We start from the raw sequence: 14,617 nt of genomic DNA, 5'->3' as shown, positions 1-14,617 counted from the left end.
TAATAAACCTATGACTAATCAGAAAAAATTACTCCTAATTGACGGTTCATCCGTTGCCTTTCGTGCTTTTTTCGCACTTTATAATCAAATTGACCGTTTTCGTAACAATAATGGCCTTCATACCAATGCTATCTACGGTTTCCACCTTATGTTGGACAACCTGCTTGAGCGTATCCAACCGACTCATGTCTTGGTAGCCTTTGATGCTGGCAAAACAACTTTCCGTACCGAGATGTTCGCAGACTACAAGGCTGGTCGTGCTAAGACACCAGAGGAATTCCGTGAGCAGTTCCCTTATATCCGTGAGATGTTGGCTGCACGTGGTATCGCCTATTATGACTTGGCTCAGTACGAGGCAGACGACATTATCGGTACCTTGGCTAAGATGGCTGAAAATACCAGTGAGGACTATCAAATTACTGTTGTCTCTGGGGATAAAGACTTGATTCAGCTGACTGATGAAAATACTGTCGTTGAGATTTCGAAGAAAGGTGTGGCTGAGTTTGAGGCCTTCACACCTGACTACCTCATGGAGAAAATGGGGATTACTCCAGCGCAATTCATCGACCTCAAGGCCCTCATGGGTGATAAGTCCGATAATATTCCAGGGGTTACTAAGATTGGTGAAAAGACTGGTCTCAAGCTCCTCTTGGAACACGGTTCCCTTGAAGGTATCTATGAGCATATTGATGAGATGAAGAAGTCCAAGATGAAGGAAAATCTCATCAATGATAAGGAGCAAGCCTTCCTTTCTAAAACTCTGGCGACCATTGATACCCAGTCTCCTATTGAAATTGGCTTAGATGATACGGCCTTTACGGGACCTGACCTTGAAAAATTGGCAGCCTTTTATGACGAGATGGGCTTTGTTCAGTTCAAAAATGCCCTTGGTGGAGAGGCTGTTCCGCAGGATTTTGATGTGGCCTATGCAGAGCCTAGTCAAGTGACAGAAGCTCACTTTAGCTCTGACGATTTCTTCTATTTTGAAATCCTCGGTGACAATTATCACATAGAACCTATCATCGGTTTTGCTTGGGGGAATGACAAGCAGATTTATGCGTCTACAGATACAGACCTACTCAAATCAGAAGCCTTCCAGGCAGCTCTTTCAAAAGCTGTTAATATCTACGATTTCAAGCGAAGTAAGGTCCTTTTGAGCCATCTAGGTATTGACTTGCCTACGGCTAATTTTGATGCACGTCTGGCCAAGTATCTGCTCTCAACCGTTGAAGACAATGAATTGTCAACCATTGCCCGTCTCTATACGGACCTACCGTTAGAAACAGATGAAGTGGTCTATGGCAAGGGGGCTAAGCGTGCGGTTCCTGAAAAAGATGTCTTACTCAGCCACCTGGCTAAAAAAGTCAAGGTCCTTCAGGTTGCTAAACCGGTTATGCTTGAAAAATTGGCTGAACACGGTCAATCAGAGCTTCTCTTTGACATGGAGTTACCACTGGCAAATGTGTTAGCTAAGATGGAAATCGCTGGTATTAAGGTTAAGGGACAAACCCTTAACGAGATGGCAGTGGAAAACCAAGTAGTCATTGATAAATTGACCCAAGAAATCTACGAAATGGCGGGCGAGGAGTTCAATATTAACTCGCCTAAACAGTTGGGTGTTATCCTCTTTGAAAAGATGGGTCTACCTTTGGAATACACTAAGAAAACCAAGACAGGTTACTCAACAGCTGTGGATGTCCTTGAACGATTAGCACCAATTGCTCCAATTGTAGCTAAGATTTTGGAGTACCGCCAAATCACTAAGCTTCAGTCTACCTATGTCTTGGGGCTTCAGGATTATATCCTTGAGGATGGTAAAATCCATACCCGTTATGTGCAAGATTTAACTCAGACAGGTCGTTTGTCATCAGTGGATCCCAACTTGCAAAATATTCCTGTTCGCTTGGAGCAAGGTCGTCTCATCCGTAAGGCCTTTGTCCCATCGACTGAGGACGCAGTGCTTTTAAGCTCGGATTACTCACAGATTGAGTTGCGCGTGCTGGCTCATATTTCGGGAGATGAGCATTTGATTGCAGCCTTTAAAGAGGGGGCAGATATCCATACCTCTACAGCCATGCGTGTCTTTGGCATTGAAAAGCCAGAGGATGTCACACCTAACGACCGTCGTAATGCAAAGGCTGTTAACTTCGGGATTGTTTATGGCATTTCTGATTTTGGTCTTTCTAACAACCTTGGCATTAGCCGTAAGAAGGCCAAGGAGTATATCGACACCTACTTTGAACGTTATCCTGGTATCAAGGCCTATATGGATAATGTGGTTCGTGAAGCCAAGGATAAGGGCTACGTAGAAACTCTCTTCCACCGCCGTCGTGAGTTGCCAGATATTAATTCTCGTAACTTTAACGTCCGCAACTTCGCAGAGCGTACAGCTATCAACTCTCCTATCCAAGGAAGTGCTGCTGATATCCTCAAGATTGCTATGATTAACCTAGACAAGGCTCTGGTAGAAGGTGGCTATAAAACTAAGATGCTCCTACAGGTGCACGATGAAATCGTCCTTGAGGTGCCAAACGACGAACTTGTAGCGATGAAAGCCTTGGTTAAAGAAACTATGGAAGCTGCAGTCGAACTCGCTGTCCCTCTCATCGCAGATGAGAATGACGGCCGCACATGGTATGAGGCAAAGTAAAACATGAAAGAAAATTTTCCATTTGCCTATTGAAAAACACCAGATATGCTAGTGGTTCCGAAAAGTTTTTAACGATGTATCAAAAAAGTCCCCCTAAAGTGTTATATTAGATAGGGGTTCCCGACCAGTAGCTAATATACTAATGAGACTTGCTAGTCGGGTCAGCTAGCAAAGGTGGTGCTGAAGTGGAACTATTCGGTGGTTTTTTAAGCCTTGGCCGGTAGCAGAGGCTTTCATCCGAAGAGCAAGTTACAAGTTCTAATCTATGAACTTAGAAAGGAAGGAATAACTTAGAACAGCTCTCAAATAAATTTGGAATAAACATTTCTAATTTTAGTTATATAATTAAATTGATTAGTCGTTAACCTTTATTTTATAATTAGATAAACAAATTTGAATTTCTGGAGTAGTAGTGCAATGAAAAAGGATAAATATAAGAATTTGATTTTCGCATATACGGTTTTATATACATTTGTAACGGTGCTAAACAGCATTTTGTATTTATATAACGGAATATATGAGGATCCGAGCGGAAACTGGCACGAAATAGACAGAGCAATCATAGTTTTAATAGGTGTAGTGGCATATGCTCTTGTTACAGAGCTGATTATAAAGCCTATGGTTCTAAGATATGCAGTTTCGTACATACCGACAGTTTTGCTTGCATTTTTTTATGTATGGTCTACGAGCTTTAGAGAAAATTTAGCTCAGTCCGCGTATATGGACATCTGGATAAATTTCACGTCTATGTTCGTTATATTTTGTATAGTCCATTTTATTGTGTACAAATGTAGAAAAAAGAAAGAGACAATGAAGTAAATTAATTCCAATTTATAGGATTGTATACGGCAAAGGTAGCAATTGAATATGGTAAAATTACTGATGGCTTTTTTAAAGCAGGACTTGTGCCAAAAGAAGTTGGTCCTAGTGGTGGAACATTAGCATTTTTACCCAAAGGAGTATCTTTGACTGGTTCTGTAATGTCATCGCCAAATGAGAAAGCCGATGATCAGTCAGATAAAAGTAAGGATCGTATCTGGGGTGGGTAGTCACTTTATGGCACCACAGACGATAGTTATTTCTTCTACAAAGTAGACTAATGATTAACAAGCTGAAACTGAAACGTTTCGGCTTTTTTGTTTTCGTCATAGTGACATTTATGTCACTATTTTTTATTGGCCGTATTACCTATAATAGAACCATAACTGAGAACAGCGACAGGAGTTCTTAATAAAAAGGAGTGTCGTACTATGATTGAATTTTTGATGTCAAAAAATGTGACTTATTTGGAGTTGTTTTATATCTTTTTGGGAGTAGTTCTTTCAAAGGTATACCTTGCTTTGCGTGGCCGGAAGCACGCTAAACGTGACGTATAACAAAAAGGGTAGCACTCAATGCTATCCTTTTTTGCTGTCTTCATAAGTTTTAATCATTTTCTTTTGTGGTGTGGCCATTGGGAACTGGTCGAAGTCCTCAGCCGCTACCCAGCATAACTCCTTATCGGTAGTGAGTTTGTCGTCATTGACGCTACCTTCTACCATCTCGATGGTCCATTTTTGGTGGCTGAAGGTATGTTTTACAGGTGTAAAATCATTGTTCGTCCACTCTGGATTAAGGGCATAATTTTCTTCAAAAATAGCCTTTTGAGAGACTGTCTCGAGAATATAATCATCCTTTTCAAAAAGGCTGAGTTGTTGACCAATAAAGTCCGTTTCCATGATAGGGAAGGACCAGAAACCACCTAGCAGACGTCCCTCGATATTTTTTTCGAGCAGAAATTCACCCTTTGCATTTCTGATAATAAAAGCTTGAATTTGCATAGGTTTAGGCTTCTTCTTAGGCAATTTGATAGGGTACTTGTCATAAGTTCCATTGAGATAGGCTGCACAGAAAAAGCGAATAGGGCTTTCGTCTGGTCTTGGATTTTTAGCCGATTCGATATCGGTCCCAAGGTCCATAAGCGCCTGATTAAAGTCCCCTGGACGGTCAGGGTCAATCAAAATGTCCATAATCGCTTGGAAAATCTTACGATTTTTGGCGTCTCCAATATCGTAATTAACCTCAAAGAGACGAGCCATGACTCGCATAACATTACCATCAACAGCGGGTTCTGGGAGCCCAAAGGCGATGCTAGAAATAGCACCAGCAGTATAGGGCCCGATGCCCTTGAGTTTGGCAATATTGTCATAAGTATCTGGAAACTGACCATCAAAGTCATCCATGATTTGTTTAGCAGCCTTTTGCATGTTTCGGACACGTGAATAGTAACCTAACCCTTCCCAAGCTTTGAGAAGCTTCTCTTCTGGAGCTTCAGCCAAATCTTTAACTGTTGGAAACCAGTTTAAAAAGCGCTCGTAATAGGGAATGACAGTCTGAACCTGGGTTTGTTGTAGCATGATTTCACTGACCCAGATATAGTAGGGATTTTTAGTTCTTCGCCACGGTAGGTCTCGTTTCTCTCGATCGTACCAGTCCAGGAGGGTACGACGAAAAGAGGCGATTTTCTCAGCATCCCACATGACAATGCCGTATTCTTTTAAATCTAACATGTCTCTATTGTAGCAAAGAAATCTTTTTTCAAAAAATTATGCGTTTTTCTGTTAAAAAGATTGACAAAAGTAAGCGTTTACATTATACTAAGAGTGTAAAGAAGATAAGGATTCATCAAGGAGGTAAAAGCCATGGTGAGAGTCAATATTTCAAGGTACAAAAACGGAGACTGAGATCTCTAAACAAAACAGTAGGCAAAACAAATAACTTTATCAATCATCTCTGAGGAGCGTGACCGCATGACAGTAGGACGTTACAAGAACGGAGATTAATTCAGTCGCATAAAATAGCTACAAGGGAGTGATACCACCAGAAGTCGAAGGCTAAACTCAAATCTGTTAACTTAAGAAGAAGTGAGGTAAAGCTCATGAGAAATGTTAGTAGGTATAAAAAAGGAGACACTTAGGTTGTTGCGTAAAATAGCCTAAGGAGTGATACCCATGCCACACGAAACGTAAATCCTATATTCTTAAGATGAACGAGGTGAGTTCATGAAATATATCAGTAGGTATAAAAACGGCGATTAAAAATGTTGCATAAAATAGCTACAAGGGAGTGATACCACCAGAAATCGAAAGCTAAACTCAAGATTAACGTCAAAAAGTGAGGTAAAGCTCATGAGAAATGTTAGTAGGTATAAAAACGGAGACACTTAAGCTGTTGCGTAAAATAGCTTAAGGAGTGATACCGATGCCAAATGAGTAAACTATCGACAAAAGTTAAATGCTTAAATCTTGTAACAAAGTACCGAGGTGACGCTTATGTTGATGTTTGATGTAAGTCGTTATAAGAACGGCGACAAGTAAATCTCATTGAGTGGTCAATGGGGAGATAGGTCTCAAATCATACGAATCAGAGGTGATTACTATGATGATGAATTTAGGACGTTATAAAAATGGAGACACTTCAAGTTATTGCATAAAATAGCTTAGGGAGTGATACCAATGTAATAGAAAATTTACAATACAAAAAAGTTATTTGTAAGTTGATGGAGGTAATCTATGATTGCTAGGTATAAAAATGGTGACACACAATGACTCCTCCTTATGAAAATATTTTTTACAAAATTCCAAAAGGATGTTCTAATGACAATTGAAGAATCTTAAAAGCTCATTCTAGCGTGTAAGAATGAGCTTTTTGATATGTTGAATTTTGAAAGTTACTTAATCCTTATTGTTTAACTGGACCTTTCGTAGGAGAGCCAGTCTTTTTTGTTCTTCGACTAGAGCCATAAAGATTTGGTATTGATTTTTAAGATGCGGCAGGAAGCTCTTAGGAATCTTGCTATCAAAGCTTAGGTTGTTCAGAAATATGGGGGCGCTACTGTCTCTATAGATTTGTCCTTGGAAGAAGTAGTTGTCGGTCACGATATCAATTGAGATACGTGATGAGCGCCATCGACGTTTGCGCATGTACTTGGGTTTCCAACGAATCTTAAGTTGTTGGTCCTTGATATACCACCCCATGATGTCTATTTTAGCGGTCTGTTTCGTTTTGTCATCACAGTAGGTTACTGGTACGCTTAGAACCTGTTGGCTTCTTGGTGAGGTTAAGAAGGGATGAAAATCAGGAATGAAGTCGTAGTCCTTGCTGGATACTTCCGAAAGACCGTTTTCTTCTCGTATTTTGCTACGACTGGCGTACTTGAAGAAGTCAAAACTCTTATCCTGTCTTTCTAGTCGATCAGCCTCTAATTGATATCTTGCCACCTGATCACCGATATTTTTAGTCGTCTTGAGGTAACGCATGATTTCTGCATCCTTGTAGTAAAGAGCGACGAGATTTTTTAGACGCTGACTAGGGTCCAGAGAGTGTAACTTGTCTGGAAAAGACAAGATTTGTATGCTATGAACAGAGGCCAAAGGGACAGCAGCGATGCCTGATAAGACCTTGTCTTGTTCAAAGAGGGAGACGGTATCAAAATGACTGGTATGACCAAGCTGATGTGTTATGTCAACAACAAAGAGGTTATTGTCCTGTTTGAAAGTGATAATGTAGACGTCACTCTGACCTAAGTTTTTTAAATCATATTCTAGGGAAGTAATAGGAATATTATAGTAGTGGTTAAAGGTTGGAAGCCCTAGTTTTTCTCCTAATTTCTTTTTATGATAAAGCATTCTCTTATTTTAGCATGAAGTTTGACCGGAGAAAAGATGACGCATAGGGCTTAATTTTTTTATGAGGGAAAATTTCTAACTCTTTACTTTTTCCTTGCATTATCCCTCAAACTTTGGTAGAATTATATCTTGTGAGTGCACCTCACTTACTCGTGGCGAAAGACCATGAGTCATTAGACCAAAAGAGGAGGAAAATATCAATGGCTAAATACGAAATTCTTTATATCATTCGTCCAAACATTGAAGAAGAAGCTAAAAACGCTTTGGTAGCACGTTTCGATTCTATCTTGACTGACAACGGTGCAACTGTTGTTGAATCAAAAGATTGGGAAAAACGTCGTCTTGCATACGAAATCCAAGATTTCCGTGAAGGACTTTACCACGTTGTTAACGTTGAATCTGATAACGATTTTGCTCTTAACGAGTTTGACCGTCTTTCAAAAATCAACGGTGACATTCTTCGTCACATGATCGTTAAACTTGACGCGTAAGAAGGTAAATTATGATTAATAATGTCGTACTCGTTGGTCGCATGACCCGTGATGCGGAACTTCGTTATACACCAAGTAACGTTGCTGTTGCAACATTCAGCCTTGCGGTTAACCGTAACTTCAAGGGTGCTAATGGTGAACGTGAAACTGACTTTATTAACTGTGTTATCTGGCGCCAGCAAGCTGAAAATTTGGCTAACTGGGCTAAGAAAGGCGCATTGATTGGAATTACAGGTCGTATTCAGACTCGTAACTATGAAAATCAACAAGGTCAACGTGTTTACGTAACTGAAGTTGTCGCTGATAATTTCCAAATGTTGGAAAGCCGTGCGGCACGTGAAGGTCACAGTGGTGGTTCTTACAACGCTGGAGGATTTGATAATTCAAATTCATTCGGTGGAGGAGCTTCAACTGGTGGTTCATTTGGTGGATCACAACCTGCACAATCTACACCAAACTTCGGTCGTGACGAGAGTCCATTTGGTAATTCAAATCCAATGGATATTTCAGATGACGATCTCCCATTCTAAGAATGGACAAAACGAATTAAATATATAAAGGAGAAATAAACATGGCTCAACAACGTCGTGGCGGATTCAAACGCCGTAAAAAAGTTGATTACATCGCAGCTAACAAAATCGAATATGTTGATTACAAAGATACTGAGCTTCTTAGCCGTTTCGTTTCAGAACGTGGTAAAATTCTTCCACGTCGTGTAACAGGAACTTCAGCTAAAAACCAACGTAAAGTAACAACAGCGATTAAACGCGCTCGCGTTATGGCACTTATGCCTTACGTAAACGAAGACTAAAAATAATGCCCTCGACTGAGGGTGTTTTTTTCTGGCTTGATTTTATGGGCTTTTTTCTTTTTAGGCTTGTGTGTTGAGTGTTATTTTATACTTTAGGGAAAAAGAAAAACCAACTGGTCTTCTCATTTATCTTGAGGAGCTAGTTGGTTGTTTTGTGGTATATAGAGTGTGTTTTCTAAGAAATCATCAAATTTTTGGTCGTTAACGAGGATATCGACATTATCTTTGAAGACCTTGAAGCGGTTTGATAACCAATGTGTTTTGATATCTGCCCAATTATTGAAGCGGCTCCACCTATAAGGAAGTGTTGGGTCCTGTTTTTCAAAGACATAGATACTGCCATCTTTTTCGTAAGTTATAGCCGTGTGGAAATTGCTGACATCACCAGGGCTATTTTGAAAGACTGAGAGGAGTTTAACCTTTTCTGGAAACTTGAGTCCAGCTTTTTTCCAAGCTTTAAGGAGGTCATCCGTAGACTGGTAGCTGATATTATCTCCAAAGAGGAGACTATAGAGAGCTTGATCCTTGGAAGTTAGCTCTTTGTGGCGTGACTTAAGATCTATAAATTCGTTTTGAGAGGGGAGGTCCAATTTGGTGAGGTCCTCTGAGCTTGTAATAAGGTCATGAAGAAGGAGGAACGATGTTCGTCGGCAGTTTAAGTCATCAGTAAAATGTGATTTGTTATCTTCGAAAGTTTTTTCATTAAGGAAGGTGACGAATTGATTTTGATCCTTGCCGATTTTACTTTGGGTCCATTTTTTGACAACAGGTTGGAGATTTGTATTTTCCTGATTGTAACGACTAATATAAGGGGCTAGATTGTCCCAGTCTTTTGTCGGAATACCCTTGCTTTTTAAGGCTTTTGCTAGCTGTTTTTCCTGAGTGGAAGTCGTCACATTGTTAAAACTATAGTAAGCTTGATAGTTTTTCTGAGTATTCTTGTGGCCACAAGCCATAAGTAGTAGGCAGCAAGCAATGATTAGTAGAGGGAATTTGATACGCATCTATTGGAATTCTTTCTTTTGTCTATTAACTTTAACATTTTAGTATAGAATAGCCAACTGTGTCAAGATTTCTGACGTAAAAAAGCACCCTTATGGGTGCTTGAGGTTGATTAAGATGCAGGTGCGTAAGTACTTTGGACGTTGTAATGACGTTTGAAGAAGTATTTGGCAACACCAGCGATGACACCAATGATAAGGATTACAATTGGTGAAAGACCAGGGTTGAGGTAGCTTGGAAGAAGGGCTGTAAGACTAAAGAGAGCAAACCATGCAATAAAAGAGAGTGTGATGACGGTCATGCTGAACCACCATTTTGGACGTTCTTCTTTTGGTTTGTTATTGTGACGGTAGATGTAGTGATAAGGGGTATACATAGCAAGGCCTCCAATGAATGACACTGAAAGAAGGGTTGTGAGGCCGTAGCTAGTTTGTGTACCTGAGAAACCAAAGATAGCGTTCATGATAGCAACGATGGCTAGAAGGAAGAGTGAGGTATCAAGCCACATCTTCCAAGGAGTTTTATCTGTTTCTGGCACTTCTTTGTTAGGCTTACCAGTTTCAGGTTTTTGGTGTTTTTCAGGAGAGAAACTAGCTGCCCAAACAGTTGGAGCACCAAGGAGTCCACGTCCTGTAATTCCTTTTTTCTGATTTTCGATAAGTTCAGGAATGACATTGCCAAGAATGTCTTTGATTTCTTGGTCTGATTTACCATCTTTGATGAGTTGGTTAGTTGCGATGTGGATAAATTCTTGGTTTTTCTTGGTGAGTTTTTGGATGTCCATGAGATGACCTTTCGATAAATAGTATTATTTTTTTAGTTTTGTAGTTTAGGGAAAAGAAGAGGCTCTATATTAGAACCATTTTTTCCTGATAAAGTAGATAACAACGCAGGATGACCCGAAGACTGCCATGAAGAAGATGACCCAAAAGGCGTTATCTAAATCGTTTAGTGGCATAGAATTGTTTTTAAAGTTCATACCGTAGGCGGAGAAGATAACGGTTGGGATATCCAGAGCCATAGTCATGAGAGCGAGTGTTTTCATGATTGTGTTCTGGTTATTGCCGATGATAGAGGCAGAGGTTTCAGCCATGGCATTCAAGACGTTTTCATAGATGCCTGCCATCTCAATGGCCTGTTGGGTTTCAACCAGCGTATCTTCCAAGAGATCCTCGTCCTCGATATATTTCTTCAAGCTAGAGGCGTTACCTGTTAGCTTTTTGACAATACGCTCATTCATCTTAAGTGATGCTTTAAGATAGACAATGGATTTTTCCAATTCCATCATGTCAATCAAGTGCTCGTTTTTAGTCGCATTTTCCAACTGAGCTTCCAATTTATCGCTCTGGCGGTCGATAGAACGTAGGGCGGTTAGGTAAAGTTGAGCGTTGCGATAGAGAATCTGAAAGACAAAACGGGTCTTCATGAAGGTGTAGAAGTTACGCACACGGTGGTTGAGGAAGTTATCCATAAGGCTGATGTCCTCAAGACAGGTAGTAACGACTACCTCATCGGTAACGATGATACCTAATGGGATAGTGACGTAGTAACTTTTGTTATTACGCTCTTCTTGGGTTGGAACGTCGACCAGAATCAGGGTGTAGTCATCTTCGACATCGATACGTGAAGTTTCTTCCACGTCCAGAGGGGCGCGGAGGTCTTGAATATCAATGTTAAACCGTTCTGCGACCTTCATGGCTTCTTCTTGGGAAGGGTTCACCAAATGAATCCAAGCACCAGGCTCGAATGTTTCAATTTCTTTGAATTCTTTTCCGGTGGATAAGAACATTTGTTTCAATGGGAACCCCTCCTTTGTCATTAAGTAAGCGCTGGCATCTTGATTATAAAAGGATTTTTACAATCGCTTTTAAGTCTAATTAACACTGCTCTTAGCTTTTTTAGTGCTGTCAAAAGAGGCTTGGGATGATGTTCCTTGCCTTTTTTAGACACTCCACCATTATACTACATTTGAAACATTTTTGGGCTGGATAAATTGAAATTTTGTTATAATTATGAGAGAAAGTCGGGATGGATTTTCCATCCGTCTGTAGAAAGGAGCGGCAGTAGCTTTTGGGCTAGGGCCTCTTAAAAAAATGCAAGATAAGTTAGTGATTCATGGAGCAAGAGCTCACAATTTAAAAAATATCGATGTGGAGATTCCGCGTGATAAACTGGTGGTGGTGACGGGCTTGTCAGGTTCTGGTAAGTCTTCTTTGGCCTTTGATACCATCTATGCAGAGGGGCAACGTCGTTATGTTGAAAGTCTCTCGGCTTATGCCCGCCAGTTTTTGGGAAATATGGAGAAACCTGATGTGGACTCGATTGATGGTTTGAGTCCTGCTATCTCCATTGACCAGAAAACAACAAGCAAAAACCCTCGTTCGACGGTCGGAACGGCAACAGAGATTAATGACTATCTTCGTCTTCTGTATGCGCGTGTGGGTGTCCCTTATTGTCCTAATGGTCATGGAGCCATTCAGTCGTCCTCTGTGGAACAGATTGTGGACGAGGTTCTAGCTCTTCCTGAGCGTACACGTATGCAAATTTTAGCGCCGATTGTTCGTCGTAGAAAAGGGCAACACAAGGCCGTTTTTGAGCGTGTACAAAAGGACGGTTATGTTCGTGTTCGTGTAGATGGTGAGATTTACGATGTCACAGAAGTGCCAGAGTTGTCTAAGTCTAAGATGCATAATATAGAAGTGGTTGTGGACCGCTTGGTGAATAAGGATGGTATCCGTAGTCGTCTCTTTGATTCGGTGGAGGCGGCCCTTCGTTTAGCAGATGGCTACTTGATTGTGGATACCATGGATGATAATGAGCTGCTTTACTCAGAACATTATTCTTGTCCGGTTTGTGGCTTCACAGTGCCAGAGTTGGAGCCTCGTCTCTTTTCATTCAATGCGCCATTCGGCTCTTGTCAGACCTGTGATGGTTTGGGTAATAAACTAGAAGTTGATATGGATTTGGTCGTTCCTGATGCTAGTAAGACCTTACGTGAAGGTGCTCTGGCGCCTTGGAATCCTATTTCGTCCAACTATTATCCAGCTATGCTTGAGCAGGCTATGGAGCAGTTCGGCGTGGATATGGATACGCCATTTGAAAATCTTAAAAAAGAAGAACAAGATTTGATTCTCTACGGATCTGGGGATCGTGAATTCCATTTCCATTATGTTAATGATTTTGGTGGGGTGCGTGATATTGACATTCCTTTTGAAGGGGTTGTGACTAATATCAATCGTCGCTATCACGAGACCAATAGTGATTTCACTCGCAATGTCATGCGAGGTTATATGAATGAGCTGTCATGTCCAACTTGTCATGGCTATCGTCTTAATGAAGCGGCACTCTCAGTTCGTGTTGGTGGTGAGAATGGCTTAAATATTGGTCAAATCTCTGATTTGTCTATTTCAGATCATCTTAAGGAAATCGATAACCTTGAATTAGGTGAAAATGAGGGAGTGATCGCTCGTCCAATTGTTAAGGAAATCAAGGATCGCTTGACTTTCTTAAATAATGTAGGTCTTAATTATTTGACTCTCTCTCGTATGGCTGGAACCCTTTCAGGTGGTGAGAGTCAGCGTATCCGTTTGGCGACACAGATTGGCTCTAACCTTTCTGGAGTCCTATATGTGTTGGATGAGCCTTCTATTGGGCTTCATCAGCGTGATAATGATCGCTTGATTTCAAGTCTTAAAAAAATGCGTGACCTGGGCAACACCTTGATTGTGGTAGAGCATGATGAAGATACCATGCGTGAGGCTGACTGGCTTATCGATGTGGGACCTGGTGCTGGTGCTTTTGGTGGTCAAATCATGGCCTCTGGAACCCCAGAGGAAGTGGCTAAGAACAAGAAATCAATCACTGGTCAATATCTGTCAGGTGCCAAATCAATTCCCGTACCGACGGAACGTCGTGTAGGTAATGGTCGTTTTATCGAGGTTACAGGAGCTAGCGAAAATAACCTTAAGAATGTGTCTGTCCAGTTTCCACTTGGAAAGTTGATTGCAGTCACAGGTGTTTCTGGTTCAGGAAAATCAACTTTGGTTAACGGAATTCTCAAGAAAAAAATTGCCCAAGAGCTCAATCGCAATAGTGAGAAGCCAGGTAAACACAAATCAGTGACAGGAATCGAGCATATCGAGCGTTTGATTGATATTGACCAAAGTCCAATTGGGCGTACACCTCGTTCTAATCCAGCGACTTACACAGGCGTCTTTGACGATATTCGTGATCTTTTTGCCCAAACCAATGAAGCCAAGATTCGAGGTTACAAGAAGGGGCGTTTCTCTTTCAATGTCAAGGGTGGCCGTTGTGAAGCCTGCTCTGGTGATGGTATTATCAAGATTGAGATGCACTTTTTGCCTGATGTTTATGTCCCTTGTGAGGTTTGTCATGGCACACGCTATAATTCTGAGACCCTAGAGGTTCGTTATAAAGGGAAAAATATCGCGGAGATTCTGGATATGACAGTTGATGACGCAGTTGACTTCTTTGCGGCTATTCCTAAGATTGCTCGTAAGGTGCAGACGATCAAGGATGTGGGACTTGGGTATGTGACCTTGGGACAACCAGCAACAACCCTCTCAGGTGGTGAAGCACAACGTATGAAACTGGCTAGTGAGTTGCACAAACGCTCTACTGGGAAGTCCTTCTACATTCTGGATGAACCGACGACTGGTCTCCATACAGATGACATTGCACGTCTTTTGAAGGTGCTTCAGCGTTTTGCGGATGATGGCAACACTGTTCTCGTGATTGAGCACAATCTGGATGTTATCAAGACCGCAGACCATATCATTGATTTGGGTCCTGAAGGCGGTGTCGGTGGAGGTACCATCGTAGCTACAGGGACTCCAGAAGAGGTAGCAGCTGTTCCAGAAAGCTACACAGGACAATATCTGAAAGAAAAATTGATATAAAGGAAAAAGGCTCTTTGAGTCTTTTTTTTTGCTTTAGGCTGGTTTAAGTTGAGTTTGGTATTCTCTTGTTAAGAAAA

Annotated in this window: 12 protein-coding genes; 7 read left to right on the top strand and 5 right to left on the bottom strand. The window is 41.1% G+C overall.

Annotation, left to right across the window (positions count from 1 at the left end; all coding sequences use genetic code 11):
• Window positions 1-10 precede the first annotated feature (10 nt).
• The 3 genes from polA (at window position 11) to NST80_RS09225 (ending at window position 3,699) form a co-directional block, all read left to right on the top strand.
• Window positions 11-2,650: a DNA polymerase I gene (gene polA / locus NST80_RS09235; protein ID WP_049553707.1), complete on the top strand. Its 2,640-nt coding sequence runs from the start codon at window positions 11-13 to the stop codon at window positions 2,648-2,650.
• 417 nt (window positions 2,651-3,067) lie between these two features.
• A complete protein-coding gene (locus NST80_RS09230) occupies window positions 3,068-3,469 on the top strand; it encodes a DUF6608 family protein (RefSeq protein WP_004183523.1) in 402 nt (133 codons plus the stop codon).
• Between the two features lie 20 nt (window positions 3,470-3,489).
• Window positions 3,490-3,699 carry a hypothetical protein gene (locus tag NST80_RS09225; protein ID WP_014632597.1) on the top strand — a complete coding sequence of 70 codons (210 nt, stop codon included), beginning with the start codon at window positions 3,490-3,492 and terminating at the stop codon, window positions 3,697-3,699.
• A 348-nt stretch (window positions 3,700-4,047) separates the two neighbouring features.
• Here NST80_RS09225 and mutY read toward each other — a convergent pair whose 3' ends face one another.
• Window positions 4,048-5,199 carry an A/G-specific adenine glycosylase gene (gene mutY / locus NST80_RS09220; RefSeq protein ID WP_014632598.1) on the bottom strand — a complete coding sequence of 384 codons (1,152 nt, stop codon included), beginning with the start codon at window positions 5,197-5,199 and terminating at the stop codon, window positions 4,048-4,050.
• A 1,164-nt stretch (window positions 5,200-6,363) separates the two neighbouring features.
• On the bottom strand, window positions 6,364-7,317 hold the full coding sequence (locus tag NST80_RS09215) for a hypothetical protein (protein ID WP_004183517.1): 954 nt from the start codon (window positions 7,315-7,317) through the stop codon (window positions 6,364-6,366).
• 200 nt (window positions 7,318-7,517) lie between these two features.
• Between NST80_RS09215 and rpsF the strand changes: the two genes are divergently transcribed.
• The 3 genes from rpsF to rpsR are packed head-to-tail and all read left to right on the top strand — an operon-like array spanning window position 7,518 to window position 8,619.
• On the top strand, window positions 7,518-7,808 hold the full coding sequence (gene rpsF, locus NST80_RS09210; RefSeq protein WP_002884188.1) for a 30S ribosomal protein S6: 291 nt from the start codon (window positions 7,518-7,520) through the stop codon (window positions 7,806-7,808).
• 11 nt (window positions 7,809-7,819) lie between these two features.
• A complete protein-coding gene (locus NST80_RS09205) occupies window positions 7,820-8,338 on the top strand; it encodes a single-stranded DNA-binding protein (protein WP_002891844.1) in 519 nt (172 codons plus the stop codon).
• A 41-nt stretch (window positions 8,339-8,379) separates the two neighbouring features.
• On the top strand, window positions 8,380-8,619 hold the full coding sequence (rpsR, locus tag NST80_RS09200; RefSeq protein ID WP_000068665.1) for a 30S ribosomal protein S18: 240 nt from the start codon (window positions 8,380-8,382) through the stop codon (window positions 8,617-8,619).
• A gap of 122 nt (window positions 8,620-8,741) precedes the next feature.
• Here rpsR and NST80_RS09195 read toward each other — a convergent pair whose 3' ends face one another.
• From NST80_RS09195 to NST80_RS09185, 3 genes are all read right to left on the bottom strand, one after another.
• Window positions 8,742-9,623: a DUF4300 family protein gene (locus NST80_RS09195; RefSeq protein WP_004183473.1), complete on the bottom strand. Its 882-nt coding sequence runs from the start codon at window positions 9,621-9,623 to the stop codon at window positions 8,742-8,744.
• 110 nt (window positions 9,624-9,733) lie between these two features.
• The gene (locus tag NST80_RS09190) at window positions 9,734-10,405 is read right to left on the bottom strand and encodes a DUF1129 domain-containing protein (RefSeq protein ID WP_013991182.1); all 672 of its coding nucleotides are present in this window, start codon (window positions 10,403-10,405) and stop codon (window positions 9,734-9,736) included.
• A gap of 69 nt (window positions 10,406-10,474) precedes the next feature.
• On the bottom strand, window positions 10,475-11,419 hold the full coding sequence (locus tag NST80_RS09185) for a magnesium transporter CorA family protein (RefSeq protein WP_045769126.1): 945 nt from the start codon (window positions 11,417-11,419) through the stop codon (window positions 10,475-10,477).
• A gap of 295 nt (window positions 11,420-11,714) precedes the next feature.
• Here NST80_RS09185 and uvrA point away from each other — a divergent pair, with 295 nt between their 5' ends.
• Entirely contained in the window at window positions 11,715-14,540 is a 2,826-nt protein-coding gene (uvrA, locus tag NST80_RS09180) for an excinuclease ABC subunit UvrA (RefSeq protein WP_049553708.1), read from the top strand.
• Window positions 14,541-14,617 lie beyond the last annotated feature (77 nt).

Source organism: Streptococcus sp. FSL K6-1323 (assembly GCF_038630745.1).
Lineage (GTDB): Bacteria > Bacillota > Bacilli > Lactobacillales > Streptococcaceae > Streptococcus > Streptococcus salivarius_D.
Note: the sequence above shows the minus strand (reverse complement) of the source record. Positions and strands in the feature narration are given on the sequence as shown.

Bases quoted from the DNA above. Each gene is read 5' to 3' on its own strand.
- rpsF (WP_002884188.1), top strand. From the start codon at position 7,518: ATGGCTAAATACGAAATTCTTTATATCATTCGTCCAAACATTGAAGAA.
- NST80_RS09205 (WP_002891844.1), top strand. From the start codon at position 7,820: ATGATTAATAATGTCGTACTCGTTGGTCGCATGACCCGTGATGCGGAA.
- NST80_RS09230 (WP_004183523.1), top strand. From the start codon at position 3,068: ATGAAAAAGGATAAATATAAGAATTTGATTTTCGCATATACGGTTTTA.
- NST80_RS09215 (WP_004183517.1), bottom strand. From the start codon at position 7,317: ATGCTTTATCATAAAAAGAAATTAGGAGAAAAACTAGGGCTTCCAACC.
- NST80_RS09195 (WP_004183473.1), bottom strand. From the start codon at position 9,623: ATGCGTATCAAATTCCCTCTACTAATCATTGCTTGCTGCCTACTACTT.
- uvrA (WP_049553708.1), top strand. From the start codon at position 11,715: ATGCAAGATAAGTTAGTGATTCATGGAGCAAGAGCTCACAATTTAAAA.
- mutY (WP_014632598.1), bottom strand. From the start codon at position 5,199: ATGTTAGATTTAAAAGAATACGGCATTGTCATGTGGGATGCTGAGAAA.
- polA (WP_049553707.1), top strand. From the start codon at position 11: ATGACTAATCAGAAAAAATTACTCCTAATTGACGGTTCATCCGTTGCC.
- NST80_RS09190 (WP_013991182.1), bottom strand. From the start codon at position 10,405: ATGGACATCCAAAAACTCACCAAGAAAAACCAAGAATTTATCCACATC.
- rpsR (WP_000068665.1), top strand. From the start codon at position 8,380: ATGGCTCAACAACGTCGTGGCGGATTCAAACGCCGTAAAAAAGTTGAT.